Annotated in this window: 20 protein-coding genes, 11 tRNA genes, 2 rRNA genes, 1 riboswitch and 1 other annotated feature; of the genes, 30 read left to right on the top strand and 3 right to left on the bottom strand. The window is 44.0% G+C overall.

The window, feature by feature from the left end:
* From CES82_RS10870 to CES82_RS10935, 14 genes are all read left to right on the top strand, one after another.
* A 23S ribosomal RNA gene (locus CES82_RS10870) occupies window positions 1-135 on the top strand; the annotation flags it as partial.
* A gap of 67 nt (window positions 136-202) precedes the next feature.
* Window positions 203-319, top strand: a 5S ribosomal RNA gene (gene rrf, locus CES82_RS10875).
* 79 nt (window positions 320-398) lie between these two features.
* Window positions 399-490, top strand: a tRNA-Ser gene (locus CES82_RS10880).
* A 17-nt stretch (window positions 491-507) separates the two neighbouring features.
* A tRNA-Glu gene (locus CES82_RS10885) sits at window positions 508-579 on the top strand.
* Between the two features lie 45 nt (window positions 580-624).
* Window positions 625-697, top strand: a tRNA-Val gene (locus CES82_RS10890).
* Window positions 698-705: 8 nt separating this feature from the next.
* Window positions 706-779, top strand: a tRNA-Asp gene (locus CES82_RS10895).
* Window positions 780-816: 37 nt separating this feature from the next.
* Window positions 817-889: transfer RNA gene (locus CES82_RS10900), tRNA-Phe, on the top strand.
* A 5-nt stretch (window positions 890-894) separates the two neighbouring features.
* Window positions 895-980: transfer RNA gene (locus tag CES82_RS10905), tRNA-Tyr, on the top strand.
* Window position 981: 1 nt separating this feature from the next.
* Window positions 982-1,052, top strand: a tRNA-Trp gene (locus tag CES82_RS10910).
* 14 nt (window positions 1,053-1,066) lie between these two features.
* Window positions 1,067-1,141 (top strand) — tRNA-His (locus CES82_RS10915).
* A gap of 9 nt (window positions 1,142-1,150) precedes the next feature.
* Window positions 1,151-1,222, top strand: a tRNA-Gln gene (locus tag CES82_RS10920).
* Window positions 1,223-1,249: 27 nt separating this feature from the next.
* Window positions 1,250-1,320, top strand: a tRNA-Cys gene (locus CES82_RS10925).
* A 53-nt stretch (window positions 1,321-1,373) separates the two neighbouring features.
* A tRNA-Leu gene (locus CES82_RS10930) sits at window positions 1,374-1,458 on the top strand.
* Window positions 1,459-1,707: 249 nt separating this feature from the next.
* On the top strand, window positions 1,708-2,025 hold the full coding sequence (locus CES82_RS10935; protein WP_143466308.1) for a hypothetical protein: 318 nt from the start codon (window positions 1,708-1,710) through the stop codon (window positions 2,023-2,025).
* A 51-nt stretch (window positions 2,026-2,076) separates the two neighbouring features.
* On the opposite strand, the gene CES82_RS10940 is transcribed toward CES82_RS10935, so the two are convergent.
* The gene (locus CES82_RS10940) at window positions 2,077-2,442 is read right to left on the bottom strand and encodes a hypothetical protein (protein ID WP_098826238.1); all 366 of its coding nucleotides are present in this window, start codon (window positions 2,440-2,442) and stop codon (window positions 2,077-2,079) included.
* Between the two features lie 95 nt (window positions 2,443-2,537).
* Window positions 2,538-3,257 carry a hypothetical protein gene (locus tag CES82_RS10945; protein ID WP_098826240.1) on the bottom strand — a complete coding sequence of 240 codons (720 nt, stop codon included), beginning with the start codon at window positions 3,255-3,257 and terminating at the stop codon, window positions 2,538-2,540.
* Window positions 3,258-3,379: 122 nt separating this feature from the next.
* Window positions 3,380-3,476, top strand: a riboswitch (SMK box riboswitch).
* Between CES82_RS10945 and metK the strand changes: the two genes are divergently transcribed.
* From metK to CES82_RS10960, 3 genes are all read left to right on the top strand, one after another.
* Window positions 3,474-4,682 (top strand): methionine adenosyltransferase, encoded by a 1,209-nt coding sequence (metK, locus tag CES82_RS10950; protein ID WP_098826242.1) that lies wholly within the window; start codon window positions 3,474-3,476, stop codon window positions 4,680-4,682. It overlaps the preceding riboswitch by 3 nt.
* Window positions 4,683-4,801: 119 nt before the next feature.
* On the top strand, window positions 4,802-6,268 hold the full coding sequence (locus CES82_RS10955) for an MDR family MFS transporter (RefSeq protein WP_098826244.1): 1,467 nt from the start codon (window positions 4,802-4,804) through the stop codon (window positions 6,266-6,268).
* 61 nt (window positions 6,269-6,329) lie between these two features.
* Window positions 6,330-6,635: a DUF960 domain-containing protein gene (locus CES82_RS10960; RefSeq protein ID WP_098826245.1), complete on the top strand. Its 306-nt coding sequence runs from the start codon at window positions 6,330-6,332 to the stop codon at window positions 6,633-6,635.
* Between the two features lie 50 nt (window positions 6,636-6,685).
* Here CES82_RS10960 and mnmM read toward each other — a convergent pair whose 3' ends face one another.
* A complete protein-coding gene (gene mnmM / locus CES82_RS10965; protein WP_098826247.1) occupies window positions 6,686-7,252 on the bottom strand; it encodes a tRNA 5-(aminomethyl)-2-thiouridylate-methyltransferase MnmM in 567 nt (188 codons plus the stop codon).
* A gap of 177 nt (window positions 7,253-7,429) precedes the next feature.
* Window positions 7,430-7,633: a binding site (T-box leader), on the top strand.
* A gap of 69 nt (window positions 7,634-7,702) precedes the next feature.
* Here mnmM and leuS point away from each other — a divergent pair.
* The 13 genes from leuS (at window position 7,703) to CES82_RS11030 (ending at window position 23,631) form a co-directional block, all read left to right on the top strand.
* Window positions 7,703-10,126: a leucine--tRNA ligase gene (gene leuS / locus CES82_RS10970; protein ID WP_098826249.1), complete on the top strand. Its 2,424-nt coding sequence runs from the start codon at window positions 7,703-7,705 to the stop codon at window positions 10,124-10,126.
* Window positions 10,127-10,364: 238 nt separating this feature from the next.
* The gene (purE, locus tag CES82_RS10975) at window positions 10,365-10,850 is read left to right on the top strand and encodes a 5-(carboxyamino)imidazole ribonucleotide mutase (RefSeq protein WP_098826303.1); all 486 of its coding nucleotides are present in this window, start codon (window positions 10,365-10,367) and stop codon (window positions 10,848-10,850) included.
* Window positions 10,834-11,955, top strand: a complete 1,122-nt coding sequence (gene purK / locus CES82_RS10980; RefSeq protein ID WP_098826251.1) for a 5-(carboxyamino)imidazole ribonucleotide synthase — start codon at window positions 10,834-10,836, stop codon at window positions 11,953-11,955. The genes purE and purK overlap by 17 nt, the downstream gene beginning before the upstream one ends.
* A 20-nt stretch (window positions 11,956-11,975) precedes the next feature.
* The gene (purC, locus tag CES82_RS10985) at window positions 11,976-12,686 is read left to right on the top strand and encodes a phosphoribosylaminoimidazolesuccinocarboxamide synthase (RefSeq protein WP_439959064.1); all 711 of its coding nucleotides are present in this window, start codon (window positions 11,976-11,978) and stop codon (window positions 12,684-12,686) included.
* Between the two features lie 14 nt (window positions 12,687-12,700).
* Window positions 12,701-12,958, top strand: coding sequence for a phosphoribosylformylglycinamidine synthase subunit PurS (gene purS, locus CES82_RS10990; RefSeq protein WP_098826255.1), 258 nt, complete (start codon window positions 12,701-12,703; stop codon window positions 12,956-12,958).
* Window positions 12,955-13,629 (top strand): phosphoribosylformylglycinamidine synthase subunit PurQ, encoded by a 675-nt coding sequence (purQ, locus tag CES82_RS10995; protein ID WP_305792670.1) that lies wholly within the window; start codon window positions 12,955-12,957, stop codon window positions 13,627-13,629. The genes purS and purQ overlap by 4 nt, the downstream gene beginning before the upstream one ends.
* Before the next feature lie 6 nt (window positions 13,630-13,635).
* On the top strand, window positions 13,636-15,855 hold the full coding sequence (gene purL, locus CES82_RS11000; protein ID WP_098826256.1) for a phosphoribosylformylglycinamidine synthase subunit PurL: 2,220 nt from the start codon (window positions 13,636-13,638) through the stop codon (window positions 15,853-15,855).
* Window positions 15,840-17,297 (top strand): amidophosphoribosyltransferase, encoded by a 1,458-nt coding sequence (gene purF / locus CES82_RS11005; RefSeq protein ID WP_098826258.1) that lies wholly within the window; start codon window positions 15,840-15,842, stop codon window positions 17,295-17,297. Before purL ends, purF begins: the two co-directional genes overlap by 16 nt.
* The gene (gene purM / locus CES82_RS11010; RefSeq protein ID WP_098826259.1) at window positions 17,294-18,331 is read left to right on the top strand and encodes a phosphoribosylformylglycinamidine cyclo-ligase; all 1,038 of its coding nucleotides are present in this window, start codon (window positions 17,294-17,296) and stop codon (window positions 18,329-18,331) included. Before purF ends, purM begins: the two co-directional genes overlap by 4 nt.
* Complete coding sequence (purN, locus tag CES82_RS11015; RefSeq protein ID WP_225364901.1) at window positions 18,303-18,893, top strand: phosphoribosylglycinamide formyltransferase; 591 nt, start codon at window positions 18,303-18,305, stop codon at window positions 18,891-18,893. Before purM ends, purN begins: the two co-directional genes overlap by 29 nt.
* A 1-nt stretch (window position 18,894) precedes the next feature.
* The gene (gene purH / locus CES82_RS11020; RefSeq protein WP_098826261.1) at window positions 18,895-20,424 is read left to right on the top strand and encodes a bifunctional phosphoribosylaminoimidazolecarboxamide formyltransferase/IMP cyclohydrolase; all 1,530 of its coding nucleotides are present in this window, start codon (window positions 18,895-18,897) and stop codon (window positions 20,422-20,424) included.
* Between the two features lie 21 nt (window positions 20,425-20,445).
* Entirely contained in the window at window positions 20,446-21,696 is a 1,251-nt protein-coding gene (gene purD, locus CES82_RS11025) for a phosphoribosylamine--glycine ligase (RefSeq protein ID WP_098826263.1), read from the top strand.
* A 270-nt stretch (window positions 21,697-21,966) separates the two neighbouring features.
* Complete coding sequence (locus CES82_RS11030; RefSeq protein ID WP_439959065.1) at window positions 21,967-23,631, top strand: putative polysaccharide biosynthesis protein; 1,665 nt, start codon at window positions 21,967-21,969, stop codon at window positions 23,629-23,631.
* The last annotated feature ends 46 nt before the right edge of the window (window positions 23,632-23,677 follow it).

A 23,677-nucleotide genomic window follows, 5' to 3' on the forward strand; every position in this document is an offset into this window, starting at 1 on the left:
ACTCGCCTCAAGATGAGATTTCCCATTCCTATATGGAAGTAAGACCCCTGAGAGATGATCAGGTAGATAGGCTAGAAGTGGAAGTGCAGCGATGTACGGAGCGGACTAGTACTAATCGGTCGAGGACTTAACCACGAGTAGTGGTGTTCATCGGTAAAAGAAAATGATATTGTCTAGTTTTGAGAGCATCAGTTCTCAATAGTGTGGTGGCGATAGCCTGAAGGATACACCTGTTCCCATGCCGAACACAGAAGTTAAGCTTCAGCACGCCGAGAGTAGTTGGGGGATCGCCCCCTGCAAGGGTAGGACGTTGCCACGCGATATATCCGGCAAACTTTGTTGTTGGGATAACTCTTGAATTATAAGTTTGTTCACGACAAGTTTGCCGGGAATTAATTGGAGAGTTGTCCGAGTTGGCCGAAGGAGCACCACTGGAAATGGTGTAAACGAGTAAAAGCTTGTTTCGAGGGTTCGAATCCCTCACTCTCCGTCAACAACTTTTTGTATGACCCGTTGGTCAAGTGGTTAAGACACCGCCCTTTCACGGCGGTAACATGGGTTCGAATCCCGTACGGGTCATTGATCAATTTTAAGTTGATTAAGTAAGTTTAAAAAGAACATCTTGGAGGATTAGCTCAGTTGGGAGAGCGTCTGCCTTACAAGCAGAGGGTCACAGGTTCGAGCCCTGTATCCTCCATAAAAGATGGTCCGTTGGTCTAGCTGGTTAGGACGCCTGCCTGTCACGCAGGAGATCACGAGTTCGAGTCTCGTACGGACCGTTGTTAATATTGATTAACAAGTGAATATGTATTACATGGCTCGGTAGCTCAGTTGGTAGAGCAACGGATTGAAGCTCCGTGTGTCGGCGGTTCGATTCCGTCCCGCGCCATATATGGATGGGTAGCGAAGTCTGGCTAAACGCGGCGGACTGTAAATCCGCTCCTTCGGGTTCGGTGGTTCGAATCCACTCCCATCCACCATAGGGATATAGTATAACGGTAGTACATCGGTCTCCAAAACCGCTAGTGCGGGTTCGATTCCTGCTATCCCTGTTTTTGGTATAATGGCGGTATTGGTGAAGTTTGGTTAACACACCGGATTGTGGTTCCGGCACGCGTGGGTTCGAGTCCCACATACCGCCCTTGATGATTGGGTTATAGCCAAGTGGTAAGGCAACGGACTTTGACTTCGTCATGCGCTGGTTCGAATCCAGCTAACCCAGTTGGGGAGCCCATTGAATCATGATTATGGCGGTATAGCCAAGTGGTAAGGCAAAGGTCTGCAAAACCTCCATCGTCGGTTCGAATCCGATTACCGCCTTTCCCAAGTCAATGGGATGGCTAAGCAATTTTCTATTAGCATTAACTTAATATGCCGGAGTGGCGGAACTGGCAGACGCGCTGGACTCAAAATCCAGTGTCCGTTGAGGACGTGTGGGTTCGAACCCCACCTCCGGTATCATTCTTTGAATCAAGCATTTATTGCTTGGTTCTTTTTTTCATCATATTTTAATTGTCTATACCAATAAAATATGATATACTCCGCGTGCAATCAAATTGTACACTTGATAAAAACAAAAACTTACAGACAGATATCCTTAGGAGGCTACCCGTAATGCTCTTCGGTGAAACAACACTGAAAGAACTGATAAGCTCATACCTTAACTTGTTACACAACAGTCGGCAGTTTTTAAAAGCTAATTGTCAGATGGAAATTATTTTGCACTTGGAAGATAACACAAATGATCATGAATTTAATGTTCGTAACGAACAGCTCAAAAAAGCCGAGCAGTTACTTATTTGTGAGGGAATTGCAGCGATTGAAGTCATTTATCGTGGTACTCAATTAAAGGCTTATCATGCTTTTGAAATCTCAAATCGACGATACCGACCAAAGTATTTCATCGGTTGGATGGGAAATCATAAAGTTGATAAGGATTATTTTATCAGTCACATTGAACCAGAAATAAGGCAAATTGCCAAGCCTTATGTTAACAGCGTTATTTTCCCCGGACTTTTCGTATAATTAAATCATAAAAGGTTAGGTACAAAACAGAAGATGTTTTGACCTAACCTTTTATGATTGTTGCAATTTTAAGTTCATTTTCAGCCGTTCTAAAATTGACTGGTAGCTACTGCTTGGATCGCCATGGAGCAAGTCCAAATGCTTAATTGGTAGAAAATTAACCTTACTTAACATGTCTTCAGAAAGTGCGTTCGCAATGCCTGAATCGATTAAGTAAAGGGTATCGTTACCAGTTGCGTTTGGTAAGCTAAAATCATGTTCAATTTTAACGTTTACCTGTATATTTTGCTGTGAAAACCAGGACATTAATTTAGTACAAAATTGCGTCAGCAGTGCAGTATCAACAATCCGGTTACCTGTTAATGCAGGCTGATATTTACCGCTCCAAATATCCCCTACAAGTTTAATTTGAATCAATCAAAAGCCCCCAAACATAATGGTTATTGCATAATCATCATATGACAAATTACAGATAACTATAATGGTTGAGGGGAAGCTTTAGAAAGTTTTAATTATCGACTGCAAATAAAAATAATTGCCTGTAAGACCGCTGCAATGAGTAAACCTCGGGAAGGGGACGGCCGCCACATAGTTTGGATGAGAAACCAAACCAGCAATACGACTAACGAAAAGACGATGATGATCACACTCAAATGGAGAAAAAGTAGCCACACAAGCGTTAAGAATCCGAGTCCTACTGGCAAGAGAATAAAATTAAAGGTTTTTTGTGGCAGGAAAAAATAGTTATATAGTAGTAACGGAAGAAAAATTGTCGTTAAATAACTCGTTGATAAATAATCGTGCGATAACAGAAAATTACCAGCCGCCAAACTGGCAAGCATAAGTGCCAGAAGCACGATGCCCAATTCATTATCAAACCATCGAGGTAAGTAGCGAATCAACAGCAACACAGTGATTGCTAAGCCGTTAATGATGTTAACCAACAGTGGGAGTTTGGTTATGCTGAAAACGATAAAAGCAATGGTTATCAGCAAAACAATCGGTGCAGTTTTACTACGTGCAGAGGTTGTTCTAATCACGTACAGACACGTAAAAATAAGGATGGTCGTCAGTGACAGTAATAATAGCGGTAGCTGTTGTGGTTGGGTATACGATTGGAATGAATTTGCGTTGGCATATAATAACAAACCGCTCATTTCAATAACGCCAAAGAATAAGCCTTGAAGCAAGCGGCGATGATGAACGATAAACGTTTCAATATTTTCTAACATATTCAATAATTCCTTTTGTTTGATATAAATAGCTTACCATTTTCAAAGTACGGGTCAACTCTCAATAATTTTCAGTCAGTTGCAAGCCAACTTTCTATGCTGAAAAAATTGTGTTAAAATAATAAAGTTATGAGTCTTCATTCCCGATAGGATTCACTAGCTTGACTTAGTGAAGATGCCTTGTAACCGAAAAATGATATAGGGGGAATTTTTACAATGCAAGAAAGACATTTATTTACTTCAGAATCAGTTTCTGAAGGTCACCCAGATAAGATTGCTGATCAAATTAGTGACGCTATTCTGGATGCAATGCTAGCACAAGATCCAGACGCTCGTGTGGCCTGTGAAACATCAGTTACTACCGGATTAGTATTAGTCTTTGGTGAAATTTCTACAAGTGCTTATGTCGATATTCAGCATATCGTTCGTGAAACCATCAAAGGAATCGGTTATACCGGTGGTAAGTATGGTTTTGATGGTGATAATTGCGCGGTCTTAGTTGCAATCGATGAACAGTCGCCTGATATTGCCCAAGGTGTTGACGATGCTTTGGAAAAGCGTGACGGTGAGACTGATCCGTTGGACCAAATTGGTGCCGGCGATCAAGGCTTGATGTTTGGGTATGCCATTGACGAAACACCCGAACTCATGCCATTGGCAATTTCATTAGCACATCAATTGATGCAGCGAATTGCTAAAGTTCGCAAAGAAAACATTTTGGACTATCTTGGTCCAGATGCCAAGTCAGAAGTGACGGTTGAGTACGACGATGATGGTAAGCCTTTCCGAGTCGATACGGTTGTCTTAAGTACACAGCATGCCGAATCAGCAACGCTTGACCAAATTCGCAAGGATGTTATCGAAAAAGTCATCAAGCCAGTGATTCCAGCTGAGCTATTGGATGATAACACCCGTTACCTGATCAACCCAACTGGTCGATTCGTTATCGGCGGTCCTCAAGGGGATGCTGGCTTAACGGGTCGGAAAGTTATCGTTGATACCTATGGTGGTTATGCTCATCATGGTGGCGGTGCTTTCTCTGGTAAGGACGCAACTAAGGTTGACCGTTCAGCTAGTTATGCAGCTCGCTACATCGCAAAGAACATTGTGGCTGCCGGTTTAGCACATCAGGTAGAAGTTCAATTAGCTTATGCGATTGGTGTAGCACAACCCGTTTCGGTTTCCTTGAACACGTTTGGTACTGGCACCGTTTCTGAAGTTGAACTGACTAAGGCGGTTCGTCAAATCTTTGATTTACGTCCAGCTGGTATTATCCAAATGCTCGACTTGAAGCGGCCAATTTACAAGCAAACGGCTGCTTATGGTCACTTTGGTCGAACTGACATTGATTTACCTTGGGAACACACTGATAAGGTTGACGAATTAAAACAAGTACTAAAGCAGATTGAATCAGTAAGCAAATAAATTCAATTGAGTTTTATAAATAACGACTAACTCTCGGGCTGGTCGTTATTTTTATGGCGGGAGTTTTAGACTCTCAAACTGCGTTGGGGGTGCGGGCCAGCGCTAAGTGAGGAAAAATTATGAGTTCAAGTAAAACCAATGTCCCGTTAGTGACGGGCGCTATCTTCATTGCGACGTTTATGAGTGCGATTGAGGGAACCATTGTGTCTACTGCCATGCCAACAATTGTTGGTGATCTAAGTGGTGTTGCACTGATGAACTGGGTTTTTTCAATCTTTTTACTGACAAATGCCATGGCGACACCCATTTACGGGAAGTTGTCAGATATGTTTGGTCGCAAGCGGTTATTTTTATTTGGGTTGGCTATTTTTATCGTTGGGTCCACACTATCTGGCATGTCGAACAGTATGACTGAGCTGATTATCTGGCGGGCAGTTCAAGGAATTGGTGCCGGTTCAATAATGCCGATTTCGTTCACTATCATTGCTGACATTTACCCCTTTGAAAAACGGGCAAAGGTGATGGGTTTTAATGGGTCAGCTTGGGGGATTGCATCCATCGTGGCGCCACTTTTAGGCGGTTTCATCGTTGATCAGATGTCTTGGCACTGGATATTCTTCATTAATATCCCGGTAGGTTTGCTAGCAATGGCAGGCATTTGGATTTTCTTAAAGGAAAAGCCCCGAAAGAGTACCCAAACATTAGATGTTCTCGGGAGTGTTTGGCTCTCAGTGGCACTTTTAGCTCTCATGTTTGGTTTTCAAGTGCTGGGCGATACTCATATTAATTGGGGAATTTTATTGCTCAGCTTACTGGTTTCGGTACTCAGTTTCTTAGGTTTCATTCGTCAAGAAGGACGAGTCGCTAACCCAATTATTCCGCTCAAATTATTTAAAATTCGAACGTTTGTGACCCAAAATTTGGTAGCAGCGCTGATTAGTGGTTTTTTGATGGGCTTTGAAGTTTATCTACCGACTTGGACCCAAGGATTACTGGGATTACCGGCATCACTGGCAGGTTTTGCAATCACTCCTAGTTCGTTAATGTGGATTGTTGGATCGTTTATTGCTGGTAAACTGCTGTTGAACCGCTCACCCAAACAAATTATCAACTTCAGCCTGACCTTCATTCTAGTAGGGGGATTAGCGATGGCTCTAGCACCACAGGCAACACCGTTTTGGAGTTTCTTCGTGATTGCGGCCATCTGCGGAACTGGTTTTGGGATCACGATTACCACGACTACGGTAACGGTACAAAATCAGGTACCAAAGGAGGATGTCGGTGTAGCAACGTCGCTGAATACGCTGTCCCGAACGTTAGGTCAAACACTGATGATCTCCGTTTTTGGAATTATTATGAACGTTAAAATGGCAAGTGGTGTCGCGGCACATCAGGGCACCAACCTTGCGATGATGAATCGGCTGATTAATCCGCAAACGGCTAGGACGTTAAGTAGCACACTACTTAAACCTTTACGTCAGATACTTTATAGCGGGTTACACTGGATTTTCATCGTGGCACTTGGCCTTGTGGTTTTAAGCTATCTGATCAATCAGTTGGACCATCTCAACAAGCCTGAAGCCTGATATTTTTAGCTAAATGAAGTATACTTGATGCTAGATATAAACAGAAAGTGAGACGATCTCCGTGTTTGAAAACAATCGTCCTAGATACGCTAGTTTTGGAATTGTGAATTCCTTACCTGGCGAAATTATTGATCAAGTTTGGTACATCATTGATAATAATTTACAAGGCATGTTTCAGTTGAGTGAAATTATCAGCTTCAACTTAACGAATCACAATAACCACCTTACCTTTGACTTTTTACAGCAAGAGGCTGTGGTTGCCAGCTTTGATACGCCATTTCCGTATGCGGAAAGCTTTCCGGATTCATTGTGGGTGTACGATGACGGTGGTAGCCAAATTGTGATGTTGCCTAAGGAAGAAGTGTAAACTAAAAGGGCTTTGAAGATGTAATGATCTTCGAAGCTCTTTGTGTTTTTTTACCGTTTTTGAATGGCGAGCAGAAAGGGTGGTTGGTGAATCTGGTTGATAAACCCGTACTGCAGGACAGAATATTCTTGCTGACTCAGTTTTTTGACGTGATTGAGCACCATTTCTTTTTCTATCTCACCACCAGGATGGCCATAATAAACCACTAGTGCAACGATTCCGCCACGTCGCAAGTGATTTAAACAAGTAGTCAATGCCTTTAGAGTGGTAGCACCATGAGTAATGATACTTTTATTACTGCCAGGCAAATAGCCTAGATTGAAGATGGCAGCACTGATTTGCTGTTCTGGTTCTAAATATTGATTCAGGTGCTCGTGACCATCGTGAATCAGCTGAACCTGGTGTGTCATTCCTGTTAGTGTTAACTGGGTGGCTGTTTTGTCTAGTGCTTGTTGCTGAACATCAAAGCCTAATACAAGGCCGCTTTTGCCGACTAGACTGGCTAGAAAAATCGTATCGTTGCCGTTGCCCACGGTGGCATCAACAACGGTATCACCTTTAATGATAATTGGTTTTAAAAGGGTATGGCTGTAATTAACAGCGGGTTCAAGATTCATATTAGATATTCCTTTCAAAGTTTGGATAATTCTATTATAATCGTTTAATCTAAATGATTCATGTATGCACGGATGACTGATTTTGACTAACCGATAAATGCGCAGTTTTCAGTCTTCTTCCCGAATGCACTTGCTTCTCCTGGTTAAATTTGGTACTATGAAATCACTGAACAAAAATTAAAGACTGATGAGGACTATTAGGTGTGTGACGCTGTTCAGAAAGCGGATGGTTGTTGCGAATTCGTCGGCTGCACACCGAACTCGTCTCTGAGTTTTTCAACTGAACTGAAGTAAGTTGAGACGTGATTTTCGCGTTACGAAATAATGAGAGCCCGTGTTTGCGGGAATGTTAGGTGGTACCGCGGAAATTCCGTCCTACAAGAAACGTTGTTTTCTTGTAGGCTTTTTTAGTTTTCAGCTTGTCCGACATGAGAAAGGGAGCGTATTTGTTTGGCTTACAATCACAGTATTATTGAACGAAAATGGCAGCATTATTGGAAAGAACATAAAACTTTTAAAACTTATGATGAACAATCAAAGCCGAAGTTTTACGCGCTTGATATGTTTCCGTATCCATCAGGTCAGGGACTCCATGTGGGTCACCCTGAAGGTTACACAGCAACTGATATTATTTCCCGAATGAAACGGATGCAGGGTTACAATGTTTTGCATCCAATGGGTTGGGATGCTTTCGGTTTACCTGCAGAACAATATGCTTTGAAGACGGGTCACAATCCCAAAGACTTCACTGCGCAAAACATCAAGACCTTTAAGCGTCAGATTCGGTCATTAGGCTTTTCATATGACTGGGATCGCGAGATTAATACGACTGATCCTGCTTACTACAAGTGGACACAGTGGATTTTTGAACAATTGTACAAGCACGGACTGGCTTATGAAGATAAGATCATGGTTAACTGGGCACCTGATTTCATGGGTGGTACCGTGGTTGCCAACGAAGAAGTGATCGATGGTAAGACTGAACGTGGTGGTTACCCGGTTTATCGGGTACCAATGACTCAGTGGGTATTGCGGATTACCAAGTACGCTGATCGTTTACTAGAAGATCTCAATGACATCGATTGGCCAGAAAGTATTAAGGAACAACAACGTAACTGGATCGGTCGTTCTGAAGGTGCCAGCATCTTCTTTAAAGTTGCCGGTCATGAAGACAAGTCGGTTGAAGTTTACACGACTCGTCCCGATACGTTATTCGGTGCCTCATACATGGTCTTAGCACCAGAACACGAGATTGTTGATCAAATTACGACACCTGAACAAGCTGCGGATGTAGCAGCCTATAAAAAAGAAATTGAAAGTCGTTCTGATTTGGAACGGACTGACTTAAACAAGAATAAGACCGGTGTCTTTACCGGTGCTTACGGCATCAACCCAATCAACGGTGAAAAATTGCCAATCTGGATTGGTGATTATGTATTGGCTTCATACGGAACTGGTGCAATTATGGCCGTTCCTGCACATGATGACCGTGACTACGAATTTGCTCATAAATTCCATTTGCCAATCAAACCCGTTATTGAAGGCGGCAACGTTGATGAAGCTGCTTATACCGGTGACGGTAAGCATATCAATTCAGGCTTTTTGAATGGCATGGATAAGAAGACGGCTATCAAGGCCGCTATTGACTGGTTGGAAGAACATGATGCCGGCAAGAAGAAGGTCAATTACCGTTTGCGTGACTGGATCTTCTCTCGGCAACGTTACTGGGGCGAACCCATTCCCGTTATTCACTGGGAAGATGGCGAAACGACTTTGGTTCCAGAAGACGAACTACCATTGCGTCTACCTGCAACTAAGCAGCTAGAACCTTCTGGAACTGGTGAAAGTCCATTGGCAAACCTGGATGACTGGGTTAACGTAGTGGACAAGAATGGCCGTAAGGGGAAGCGTGAAACGAATACCATGCCGCAATGGGCTGGGAGTTCGTGGTACTTCTTGCGTTATATCGATCCGCATAACGATAAGATGATTGCTGATCCTGAAAAGCTGAAGTATTGGTTGCCTGTAGACCTCTACATTGGCGGTGCGGAACATGCTGTTTTGCATTTGCTGTATGCCCGGTTCTGGCACAAGTTCCTGTATGATATCGGTGTTGTTCCAACCAAGGAACCCTTCTTGAAGTTGGTTAACCAAGGGATGATCCTTGGGACAAACCACGAAAAGATGTCTAAGTCGAAGGGGAACGTTATCAACCCTGACGAAATCGTGGACAAGTACGGTGCTGATACGCTGCGGGTCTACGAAATGTTCATGGGGCCGCTGGAAGGTTCTAAGCCTTGGAGTACTGAGGGTATTGCCGGTGCTTATCGTTGGCTTGACCGTGTATGGCGGTTGATTATTGACGACAATAATCATTTGCGTGATCGGGTCACTACTATCAACGACGGTAAACTTGATCTGATTTACAACCAGACTGTTAAGACAGTTACAGAAGATATGTCTGAACTTCGGTTTAACGTGGCCATTTCTCAAATGATGGTTTTCGTTAATGAAGCATATAAAGCTGATAGTTTGCCACTAGTTTACATGGAGGGCTTAGTGAAGATGCTGGCGCCAATCGCACCACATATTACTGAAGAACTCTGGTCATTGATGGGTCACGATAAGACCATCGCCTATGCAAAATGGCCAACTTATGACGAATCTAAGCTAGTTGTTGACAGCGTTGAATTAGCTGTTCAAGTAAACGGCAAAGTTCGGGGCCACGTCACTGTTGCAACTGATGCTGATAATGACACGGTTAAGAATGCTGCTTTAGCTGAGGATTCTGTTAAGAGTTTTACAGATGGTCATGATATTAAAAAAGTGATCGTTGTACCAAAGAAAATCGTTAATATCGTGGTTGGAAAGTAATCACGATTTGATTTGTTAAAATTGAATGACTAAGGGACCTGATTAATTGTCAGTAATTGGCGGTTAATCGGGTCCTTTTTTTGTTACAGTTTTTTACCAAAAATTAAGCAAATAAAAGTTCATAAAACGGTTTAAAAACGAACATTAAATATACAAGTGATGTTATAGTTCGATTTTTGTGTTGACAGTTATCCAAACTGTTGTTACTCTATGAGTATCAAAGGCAAAGGAGATTTTGATAATGCAAGTTGCACTTGTAATGGGATCTATTTCCGATTGGCCACAAGTTAAGACTACGGCTGATCTGCTCAGCGAGTTACACATTAGTTTTGACAGTCACGTGATATCTGCACACCGGATGCCTCGTGAGCTGCAACATTTTGGAGAAACAGCAAAAGACGAACATTACCAAGTAATCATTGCTGCCGCTGGCGGTGCAGCGCATTTACCCGGTATGCTGGCAGCTAATACCACGTTACCGGTAATTGGGATTCCGATTCAATCTAAAGCACTGAACGGTATGGATTCCTTACTTTCAATCGTTCAGATGCCTTCTGGCGTACCGGTTGCGACAGTTGCGATTGGCAGCGCTGGTGCTAAAAATGCAGCCTTGTTAGCAGCTGAGATCATTGCCTTGCAAGATTCAGACGTTGAGGCTCAATTACAAGCCTTTCGAACTCGTCAAACAAAGGAGGCTACTGAAAGTAATGACCAATTACAGTAGTCCAATTTTACCGCCGTCGACAATTGGCATTATTGGCGGTGGACAGTTAGGCCAGATGATGGCGTTGTCAGCTAAGGCAATGGGGTATAAAGTTGGCGTCCTCGACCCAACTGATCATGCTCCCGCAGGTCAGGTAGCTGACTTCCAAATTGTTGCTGAATATGATGATTTAAAGGCGTTAACGCAACTTGCACAGCAAAGTGATGTCCTAACCTATGAATTCGAAAACGTGGACCAGACCGCGTTAAAACAAGTTGAAAACCTAACCCGAATTCCTCAAGGGGTTGAGTTATTAACCATCACGAGTCACCGTTTACGAGAAAAAACGTTTTGCCGGCAGCATGGATTACCGGTAACACCCTTTGCTTCAGTGAAATCGATGGCAGATTTGCAAGCCGCGATTCAAAAAATTGGTCAGCCTGGGCTATTGAAAACGGTTGAAGGCGGCTACGATGGTCACGGCCAGTTTGATATTAACGAACAGACCGATTGGCACCTGATTGAAAGTGAAATTGAACAAACCGAATGGATCTATGAATTGAAACAAGACTTTGTCCGTGAATTATCAGTCATGGTAACTAGGGATGGGCAAGATCAAGTGATTACTTTTCCGGTAAGTGAAAACCGGCATCAGCACCATATTTTGCACACCAGTATCATTCCAGCTCAAACGACTGATGCAGTGAAGAGCAAAGCGCAGCATATTGCTATTCAAACAGCGGAAGCGCTAAACCTACGAGGCGTACTAGGTATCGAATTGTTTGAATTATCTTCGGGCGAGTTAATGATCAACGAATTGGCACCGCGACCACATAACTCCGGTCATTATTCGATTGAAGCCTGCAATATTTCTCAATTTGATGCTCATATCAGAAGTATTTGCGGGTTGGCGATTCCACCAATTCGGCAGTTTGAACCCGCGGTCATGGTTAACTTGTTAGGTAAAAATTTACTGACAGCCCGTACTGACTGGCCCACACATCCTGAATGGCATCTTCATGACTATGGCAAAGCCGAAGTCCGGGACCGCCGTAAGATGGGACATATCACGGTGACGGGACCGTCAATTGAGTCATTGTTAGCATCTGTGAGTCAGTTTAGATAATCAGAAAGGATCTGGAAAGATTGGCAACATTGATTAATGAAGGTAAAGCAAAACAGTTATTTACGACGGATGACCCTAATGTGATCCAAGTCCACTACATGAACCAAGCAACGGCTTTAAACGGCAAACGAAAAGAGCATATCGATGATAAGGGTGAAGTTAACAACCAAATCGATAGCTTGATTTTTGAATATTTGAATCATCTTGGCATTGCTACGCATTTCATCAAGCGGCTATCTGCTAGTGATCAACTGGTTAAAAAAATGAAAATGATTCCACTAGAAGTCGTTGTCAGAAATTACGCTTCTGGTAGTTTTCAAAGAAAATTTGATACTGAGTACCTGCAGGCATTTGAACAACCAGTTCAGGAGTTTTATTACAAGAGCGACCGCTTAGACGATCCTTTCATCAACGATTCACAAATTCACGCATTAAAGATTGCTACGCCAGAACAGTTAAGCATCATGCGTGACCAAGTCTTTAAAATCAATCAGGCCTTAATTAAGTTGTTTGCCGCATCAGGTATCACCTTAGTTGACTTTAAAGTTGAATTTGGTTTTGACGCTGATAACAACTTGATCCTGGGAGACGAAATTTCACCAGATTCATGCCGATTGGTTGATGCAACTACCCATGAATCATTGGATAAAGACGTCTTTAGAAAACATACCGGTGATGTAATGGATGGCTACCGTACCGTTCTTTCACGCCTGGAAGCTACAGCTAAATAGGAGGCTCTTACAACATGTTCTTAGCCCAAGTTCACGTGACCTACAAACCCTCAATCTTAGATCCTCAAGCCGTTGCAATTAAAGATGCCATGCACCGTTTAGCATTTGACCAGGTAACGGCGGTTCGGCAAGGTAAGTACTTTGAAATTACTTTGGATGTTTCCACAGCGGATGAAGCCGAAAAACAAATTGAAGCAATCTGCGACCAACTGTTAGCTAATCCGAATATGGAAACCTACCGTTATGATATAAAGGAGCTGGCTAATCAATGATGAAATTTGCAGTGGTGAGTTTTCCCGGTTCTAATTGTGATGAAGACCTGTATTATGCCATTACGGATGATTTGCATGAAGCCGCAACTATCGTCCCACATACGACCATTGATTTATCAGGCTTTGATGTCGTTTTGATTCCTGGTGGTTTTTCTTATGGTGACTATCTACGTGGCGGTGCCATTGCAAAGTTTGCGCCGGTGATGCCAGCCGTTAAGGCGTTTGCACAAACTGGTAAACCCGTCTTAGGCATCTGCAATGGTTTCCAGATTTTAACCGAAGCTGGGTTGTTACCCGGAACCTTACAGCATAATCGACAAATGCAGTTTATCTGTGAACCCGAACCATTACGGGTTGAAAACAATCGGACAATGTTTACATCGGCTTTTCAAGATCAGCAGCAGATCACATTGCCGATTGCGCATGGTGAAGGTAACTACTACTGTGATGACGCAACTTTAGCTAAACTACGTGAAAATCATCAAATTGCGTTCACGTATCAGAACAATCCCAACGGCAGTGTATCAGACATTGCTGGTATTACTAACGAAGCCGGTAACGTATTAGGCATGATGCCTCACCCAGAAAGGGCAGTTGAGGATATTCAGGGTGGCACGGATGGCCTATTAGTATTTAAATCACTAGTACAAGCTCATTTAAGGACGGTGTAAGAGGGTATGCAGCAACTAAAAACGGAACTAACACCAGAAGAAATTCGTGAACAAAAACCCTATGAAGCTTGGGGACTCTCAGAGCAGGAATATGATTACATTGCCCAAAAGTTAATTGGTCGTTTACCAAATTATACTGAGACCGGTTTATTCGCGGTTATGTGGAGTGAACATTGTTCATACAAGAATTCTAAGCCCATTCTGCGGAAGTTTTGGAATGATGGTTCTCGAGTTATCCAAGGTCCCGGCGAAGGTGCTGGTGTTTTGGATATCGGTGATGGTCAAGCAGTGGTGTTCAAGGCAGAAAGTCATAACCATCCCAGTTTTGTGGAACCCTTTGAAGGTGCTGCAACCGGTGTCGGCGGTATCATCCGCGACATTTTCTCCATGGGTGCCAAGCCCATTGCTTCATTAGATAGTCTCCGATTTGGTGAGTTGGATAATCCCAAGAATCGTTACTTAGTAAACGAAATCGTTGCTGGAATCGCTGCTTATGGTAACTGTATTGGGATTCCAACTGTCGGTGGTGAAATCGGGTTCGACGCGGTTTATGATGGCAATCCGCTAGTTAACGTTATGTGTGTTGGCTTAATGGATCAAGCTGATTTGAAACAAGGTCGTGCTAAGGGAACTGGTAACAGCATCATTTACGTTGGTGCTAAAACTGGTCGTGATGGGATTCATGGCGCTACGTTTGCATCAAACGAATTCAGTGAAGAAAAAGAGGCGGACCGTTCAGCCGTCCAAGTTGGTGATCCGTTCATGGAAAAACTACTGACGGATGCCTGCCTTGAAATTATTCATGATCACGCCGAAATTTTGATGGGTATTCAGGACATGGGTGCTGCGGGCCTAGTGTCATCCTCAGCTGAAATGGCATCAAAAGCTAAAAGCGGTGTCACCATGAACTTGGATTTAGTTCCCCAACGTGAACCGGGGATGAGTGCTTACGAAATCATGTTATCAGAATCACAAGAGCGGATGCTGCTGTGCGTCAAGAAGGGTGAAGAACAGACTGTTTTAGATATCTTTGCCCGGTATGATTTGGACGCTGTGGTAGTTGGTCACGTTACGGATGACCGACAGTACCGGCTTTATCAGCATGGCCAGTTAGTGACTGATGTTCCGGTAACCAGTTTGGTCGATGACGTTGTGGAACATGAGCAGCCAAGTCGTAAACCAGCACGTTTGGAAAACAGTCAGCCAGCTCAAACACCAACGATTAAAGATCCGGGGGAGACGTTGAAAGCCTTACTGGCTCAGCCAACCATTGCCTCTAAGGAATCCGTGTATAAACAGTACGATTCACAGGTTCAAGCGAACACGGCGGTAACACCTGGTAGTGATGCAGCGGTGGTTAGAGTGCGTCACACCAAGAAAGCCTTGGCCATGACGACTGACTGCAACGCGCGTTATATTTACCTTGATCCCTTTGTTGGCGGCCAAATTGCGGTTAGTGAAGCAGCACGTAATATCGTTGCTAGCGGCGGTGTTCCAATTGGAATTACAGACTGTTTGAACTTTGGCAGTCCGGATGATCCCGAGAGTTACTGGGAACTGGATCAATCAGTTCAAGGAATTGCTCAGGCGTGCGAAAGATTCGATACACCAGTTATTTCCGGAAATGTGTCTATGTATAACGAGACTGATGGGCATTCAATTTATCCAACGCCAATGATTGGCATGGTTGGACTCATTGAAGATATTAATTACATTACGACTCAATCGTTTAAGCATGCTGGCGACGCAGTGTATCTCATTGGTGATACTGGTGATGATTTTGCTGGCTCAGAACTCCAGAAGCTACAGGGCCAAGTACCGCCAACCGGTCAACTGAATTTTGATTTGGATGCCGAAACAGCTCATCAGCAACTGACTCAAAAAGCCATCCGAAAAAATCTGCTTGAGAGTGCTCATGATTTAAGCGAAGGTGGTCTAGGTGTTGCGCTGGCAGAGGCGTTATTCGGTTCTAGTCTGGGCTTTGAAGGTCGAACCAGTTTAACGAATGCACAATTGTTCAGCGAAACTCAGTCACGCTTTATTGTCAGCGTAGACGCAGAAAACAAAGCCAAGTTTGAAGCGTTGGCAGGTAACCAAGCAGTTTTACTGGGGCACACCACTGATCAAGATCAAGTGAGTCTCACGACTGCCGATGGCGAATTGAAAGCGAGTTGCGCTGATCTTAAAGCTACTTTCGGAGGTGCTCTAGGATGCCTAATGAAATAAAAGGACTTAACGAAGAATGCGGGCTGTTTGGTATCTGGGGGCATGACAATGCGGCCCAGTTGACCTACGATGGTCTGCACAGCCTTCAGCATCGTGGTCAAGAAGGTGCTGGCATCGTGAGTAATCAGGGTGGTCAGTTTCACCGTCAACGTGGCCTAGGCCTGTTAGGTGAAGTTTTCTCTGATCCTCAGAAAATGACTTCTTTACCTGGTCACGCTGCAATCGGTCACGTTCGTTATGCAACCGCAGGAAATCACGGGATTGCAAATATCCAGCCGATGTATTTTGATTATCCGGCTGAGGGACAGTTCGCGCTTGCCCACAACGGTAATTTAACCAATGCCACACACTTACGACATGAATTGAAAGAAAAAGGTGTCCAGTTTCAAGCCACTTCCGATAGTGAATTGCTGGGTGAATTAATTCAAACGAGCTCTCAAAAAGATTTTATTGAACAGCTCAAAGCATCTTTAAATCAGCTTCGTGGTGGGTTTGCTTACTTGTTAATGACCCCTAAAATGATGGTGGCTGCCCTTGATCCAAATGGTTTCCGGCCTTTAGTAATTGGTAAAATGAACGACGGTGCCATCGTCATTTGCAGTGAAACCTGTGCGTTAGACCAAGTTGGTGCCACATTCGTACGGGACGTGGAACCTGGTGAAGTTATTATTGTGACAGATGACGGCATGACTATTGATCATTTCACCACTGATACTCATTTATCGATTTGTTCAATGGAATATATCTATTTCGCCCGACCTGATTCAGTCATTCGGGGAATTAGTGTCCATGAAGCCCGTAAACGAATGGGAGCAGCCATCGCTAAAGAAGCACCAGTTAAGGCTGACGTTGTCATTGGTGTACCGAATTCATCTCTGTCAGCTGCAATCGGCTATGCGCAAGCCAGTGGCATTCATTACGACATGGGAATGATCAAGAACCAGTACGTTGCCCGGACCTTTATTGAACCGACGCAAGCTAAACGAGTTCGTGGGGTCAGCATGAAATTATCAGTTGTGAGATCAGTGGTGGCAGGCAAGGACATTGTGTTGGTCGATGATTCCATCGTTCGCGGCACAACTAGTGGCTACATTGTTGGTTTACTTAAACGAGCCGGGGCCAAGTCCGTTCACGTGCGAATTGCTTCCCCAGTTCTAAAGTTTCCTTGCTATTATGGTATTGACATTCAAACGACTAAGGAGCTGATTGGGGCTAATCATTCCGTACCAGAAATTTGCCAGATGATTGGGGCTGACTCTTTGGCATACTTGAGTGTTGATGGGTTAGTTAAATCCATTGGCGACTTGAATGATCAACCTAATCATGGTCTATGTACGGCATACTTTGATGGTAAATATCCAACCCCACTTTACGATTACCAGGCCGGCTTTGATTCTGAAGTTGCACGTCTAGGATTATATGAAGGAGCGAATAAACTTTGACCAGTCAATACGAACAAGCAGGAGTGAATATTCACGCTGGTGAGGAAGCAGTTCGTGATATTAAGACCATCGTTAGTCAAACGCACGATGCCAATGTCCTAGGTGGCTTAGGTGGTTTTGGCGCTGAATATGAATTGACTTCAGAGGTTAGTCAGCTTAAACAGCCAGTGCTGATCTCTGGTACGGATGGGGTTGGTACCAAGTTATTACTGGCAATCGAAGCCAATAAGCACGCTACGATTGGTATCGATCTCGTCGCAATGTGTGCTAATGATGTGTTGGCACAGGGAGCTAAGCCGTTATTCTTTCTGGACTATATCGGCTTGGGTGAACTAGAGCCTGACAAGGTGATGACGATTGTTAAGGGCATCGCTGAAGGTTGTCAACAAGCCGGCTTGTCATTGATTGGCGGCGAAATGGCTGAAATGCCAGGTATTTATCGCTCAGCGGATTACGATTTAAGCGGTTTTGCGGTTGGTATCGCTGATAAAACCCGCTTGCTTGGTTCGATGAACGTGCAAGAAGGCGATTTACTCATCGGCTTGGACTCCAGCGGTGTTCATTCCAACGGTTATTCACTGGTTCGTAAAATCATTCAAGATGCTGATTTGAATTTAAACCAGGTTTATTCTGGGTTGAAACATTCGCTGATTGATGAGTTGTTAACCCCCACAAAATTGTATTATAAACAAGTTTATCCCTTGATTCAGGCTGGTAGTCTGCATGCCATGGCGCATATTACTGGTGGCGGTCTGGCGGATAACCTTGGCCGCATGATTCCAGCAACATTAACTGCTTTGATTGATCCTAATAGCTGGCAGGTACCCGCGATTTTTAACGTTTTACAAACTGCTGGCGAAGTCACTACAGCAGAGATGCGACAGGTCTTCAATATGGGTATTGGGATGGTTTTGGTGGTCTCACCAGCGAAGGTCGATGAAGTCACAGTAGTTTTAGATAATCAAAAAACGGCATACCAAAAGATTGGTAAGGTGGTGAAGCGACGTGAACAACCAGTCCAATATCAAGAATGAGGCTCGGATTGCTATCTTTGCTTCCGGCAACGGGACTAATTTTGAAGCGTTAGTCAACGCTGATCTACCAGCTAAAATCTGTGTTTTAGTTTGTGATCAACCGGATGTACCGGTGATTCAGCGAGCAAAGAATCATCAGATTCCAGTGATCCTGTCATTGCCTAAAAAGGGCGTTAATAAAGCGTCAAGGGAACAAACTTTATTGCAAAATCTGGCACCTTACCACATTACCGGTTTAGTGTTGGCCGGTTACATGCGTATCGTCGGACCAACCTTACTCAAGGCGTTTCCGCGGCGAATCATTAACATTCATCCTGCGTTATTGCCGTCATTTCCGGGTCGTCACGGTATTGAAGATGCTTACGATGCCGGTGTTAAAGTAACTGGTGTGACGATTCATTATGTAGATGGCGGGGTCGATACAGGTGAGATTATTGCTCAGGAGGCGGTTTCACGAACGGATCAGGATACGCTAGCAACTTTAGAAGCTAAGATTCATTCTGTTGAACATCAGTTATACCCGAAAACAGTACGTCAATTAATTGAAAAAGGAGTGCTTTAATTTGGCTAAATTAGCATTATTGAGTGTGTCTGATAAAACTGGCATCGTGGAATTTGGTTCAGAACTGACCAAGCGCGGTTATGAAATTATTTCTACAGGCGGAACCCTAAAGACGTTGGTTGACGGTGGTGTCCAAGCGACCCCCGTTGAGGACGTGACGGGCTTTCCGGAAATGCTGGATGGGCGGGTAAAAACCTTGCATCCTCGGATTCACGCTGGTATTTTAGCGAAACGGGATAATCCTCAGCACATGGCTAAATTAAAGGAAAATGGTATTGAACCAATTGATCTCATTTGTGTCAACTTGTACCCCTTTAAAGAAACAATTCAAAAAGACGGTGTGACGGATGCCGAAGCAATCGAACAAATCGATATCGGTGGCCCTTCGATGCTCCGCGCTGCCGCCAAGAATTTTCAAGATGTTACGGTGATTACGGATCAAGCCGATTATTCAGAATTTTTGAAACGATTTGACGCGGATCAGTTAGATAAGGCTTATCGCCGGCATTTAGCAGCTAAGGTCTTTCGTCAGACGGCGGCTTATGATGCGCTGATTGCTAAGTATATGACCGAAGAACCATTCCCAGATAAACTGACGGTGACTTACGAAAAAGTTGAAGATATGCGTTATGGTGAAAATAGCCATCAAGCTGCTGCTTATTATAAGGAACCGATCCCAGATCATTATTCACTGGCTAATGCCAAACAACTTCATGGTAAGGCGCTCTCTTACAACAATACCCGGGATGCTGACGCTGCTTTACGAATCATTGCTGATTTTGACAAACCAGCCGTAGTTGCTTTAAAGCATATGAACCCGTGTGGAATTGGGGTAAGTGACAACCTGCTGACTTCTTGGAACTTAGCTTATGAGTCCGATCCAATTTCCATTTTTGGCGGCATTATTGCCTTGAACCGCAAAGTGGATTTGGCAACGGCCGAAAAGATGCACGCTTTATTCCTAGAAATTATTATTGCGCCGGCTTTCGATGACGATGCTTATGCGGTTTTGGCTAAGAAGAAAAACTTACGAATCATGACCCTGGACTTTGGTAAGATGAATCCTAATCAAAAAGATATGGTCACGGTTCTCGGTGGTGCTTTGTATCAAGATGCTGATACGGTTCATGAAACTGCTAGTGATTTCAAAGTTGTCTCTAAGGCTCAACCAACACAAGCTCAGTTAAAGGCGCTGGAATTTGGGCAAACAGTGGTTAAACACGTGAAGAGTAATGCTATTGTCGTTACTACTGCTAACCAAACCTTGGGCGTTGGTGCCGGTCAGATGAACCGGATCGACTCCTTGAAGATTGCGGTGGACAAAGCTGAAGAAAAGTCGGGCTACGATGAAGCAGTAGTGGCATCAGATGCGTTCTTCCCAATGGACGATTGTGTTGAATACGCTGCAAAACATGGCATTAAAGCCATTGTTGAACCCGGTGGCAGCATTAAAGATCAAGCATCCATCGATAAAGCTGACGAATACGGGATCGCATTAGTCTTTACTGGTGTACGTCACTTCAAGCACTAATATTGAATTGGGGGCAATGACATGGAAAATTGGTTAGTGGTTGGTGGCGGCGGTCGTGAATATGTCTTGGCTCAAACACTGGCTAAAGTGTCGGACCGTCAAGTTTACGTAGCACCCGGCAATGTCATGATGGCTAAGCTTCCCAGAGTGAAGACAGTTGCGATTGACGAAATGGCGTTCTCAGAGCTTGCTGAATTTGCTGAAAAACAGCATATTCAGTGTACCGTAGTCGGACCAGAGCAGCCTTTATCAGCAGGTATCGTTGACTATTTCGAGGCTAAAAATTTACCAATATTCGGACCAAATAAGCAAGCAGCTCAGTTAGAGTCATCCAAGACGTTTGCTAAGCAGATGATGGAAAATAGTGGGGTGCCAACGGCTAGTTATCAGGAGTTTACGGACTTGAAGTCGGCTTTGACGTACGTGCAGGCGCAGCAACCGCCGTTAGTGATTAAAGCGGATGGTCTGGCCGCGGGTAAGGGCGTTATCATTGCCAATTCTACACAGGAGGCGACTGATGCAGTCGAAAAATTATTGACTGCCGGGTCTAAAAAATTGCTGGTTGAAGACTATCTGCAAGGAGAAGAATTCTCACTCTTTGCTATGGTTAACGGCACTACTTTCATTACTATGCCGATTGCCCAGGATCATAAACGGTTAAGCGACGGTGATGAAGGCCCTAATACTGGTGGTATGGGTGCTTATAGCCCAGTTCCGCACGTCGACGCTAGTCTGAAACAGGCGGCAATCGACCAAATTATTAAACCTATTTTATCTGGTATGGCCGATGCTGGCACACCGTTTAGCGGTTTTCTGTACGCCGGATTGATCAATACGGCAGCGGGTATTAAAGTTATCGAATTTAACGTCAGAATGGGTGATCCCGAGACGCAAGTGGTTTTACCGCAACTAAAGAGTGATTTGGGAGCCCTGATTCTGCAATTAAAACAGGGGAAGCAACCCGTGGCCGAATGGCAAAATGGTGAATTCTATCTGGGTACGGTTGTGGCTTCTCGTGATTATCCACGCTCAGTTGTGAATGGCCGTCCGTTACCAGTTATTAAGGATTCAGCCGTAACTATTAGCTATGCTGGAGTCAGTCAAGATGGTGAGCAAATTGTCAGTCATGGTGGCCGAGTCCTCATGGTCACTACGAAAGCTAAAGATTTACAAACTGCTCAAGCCAAAGTTAACGCTGTGCTGGATGCTAACGTTGATAAAAGTGGCTATACGTTCCGGCATGACATTGGCTTTCATGCGATTGGACAGTAACAAGATTTGTTAACACGGCGGCATAAGAGTTAAACAAAAACACGCTGATTTTTCCTTGCCGAGAAATCAGCGTGTTTTTATTTTGCCATTAGCGATTAAATTATTAAATAAGTGTAAAAATTGGCGTGACCAGCTATAAAACTGTTATTATTAAAGCTTATGGTGTAGGAGATTGAACGACTTCAGTAGAAAGCATTGCTCAATACTCAAAAAAATATTAAAATAAAATGTAATTTGCAAAAAATGGACGAATGAAAGCAGGTATTTTTAATGACTGAGATGTCAAATCACAATGAAGACGGCAACACGGCGCCGGATTCAAAAGACCAGATGGTTACTGGGTCCGCTTGGATGACCGCTGGCAGTATTTTCTCCCGGATACTTGGTGCTGTCTACATCATTCCTTGGGGAATCTGGTTTGGCAGTTACTTTTTCCAAGGTAATGCACTCTATGGGAAGGGTTATAACATATATAGTTTCTTTCTAATTGCGGCTATTGCAGGGATTCCATCGGCAATTGCGAAACAAGTGGCCCATTATAACGCTATGAACGAGTATGGGGTTGGTTTTCGACTGTATAAGCATGGCTTTATTCTAGCTGCGCTGACAGGGCTGGTTTGTGCAGCGTTACTCTACTTTGGTGCACCAATGTTCGACGGTGGTGATGCACGGGTCGTACCCGTGCTGCACTCACTGGCTTGGGCAGTTTTGATTATTCCGGTGATGAGTCTTTCTCGTGGCTTTTTCCAAGGGTATCAGCAAATGGCGCCTTCTGCCATTTCGCAATTTGTAGAGCAGCTTGCTCGGGTAGCCTACATGTTAGGCTCCGCTTTTATCATTATGCGGGTGCTTCATGGTAGCTGGGTGACCGCTGTTTCCCAGTCAACTTTTGCCGCTTGTGTGGGTGCGATTGCGGGGACCTTGACGCTAGCTTGGTATTATCTTAAGAACCGACCGACGTTTAATTCGTTGGTGGCAAATAGTAAAAATGAAATTGTCGTTCCAGCGAAGCAGCTTTATCAAGAAATTTTACAGCAAGCCTTGCCATTTATCGTGCTTGGCGCTGGTATCACTATTTTTCAGTTGATCGATCAATACACCTTCTTTAATTTTATGCGCGGTACTGGAATTACTTCAACGGTGATGCTGAACAATCTGTTCGCCATGTTCAGTGTTAACGCCAACAAGTTGATCATGATCATTGTTTCGCTGTCTTCTGCGCTAGCGATTACCGTCGTTCCGCTATTGTCTGAAGCGTATACACGCAATGATCGTGAAGATATCAGTCATCAGCTGACGAACGCCATGCTGTTGTTTGCGTTCGTGATGATTCCTAGCGCTTTAGGGATGGCAGCTATTGCCCATCCTTTGAACATCATCTTTTATGGGACATCTCACAAAGATTTAGCCACTGCCGTTTTGGCCTTTTCAGCCTTTGTTTCAATCATGTTAGGTCTATTCAGCGTCACTTCCGCTATTATGCAAGGAGTTTCTCAGAATAAACGTGCGGTTCGTTACTTTGCGGTGGGCACCATCGTTAAGCTGGCATTGCAGTGGCCCTGCATTCATTACATGGGTGTCTTTGGTCCGTTGGTGGCGACCACGCTTGGCTTCTTAGTTGCTAATATTTTGATCCTAAACTGGCTGAATAAATCCTTTGGGGTTGACTTCCCAGCTATTTCCAAGAAGGTAAACGGCGTCCTGGCATTCTCACTGCTTATGTGCGGTGTGGCTTACTTGTTGGTTCAATTAGTGAGTCATTTACTGGCCACGTTTATGGTTGTTGACTCACGTGTTGGTAGTTTAATCGTGGTGGTTATTGCAGTTGGAATTGCAGGATACCTGTACGTTTACCTTGTTCTTCGCACACGGTTAGCTGATACGGTCTTAGGTGATCGGATGAGACGATTAAGAACGATGTTGCATATCAAATAAAGATTAAAATAAAAGCTTCACCAATCTCCCAAAACGGGAAATGGCG

Source organism: Secundilactobacillus silagincola, from assembly GCF_002583405.1.
GTDB classification, from domain to species: domain Bacteria; phylum Bacillota; class Bacilli; order Lactobacillales; family Lactobacillaceae; genus Secundilactobacillus; species Secundilactobacillus silagincola.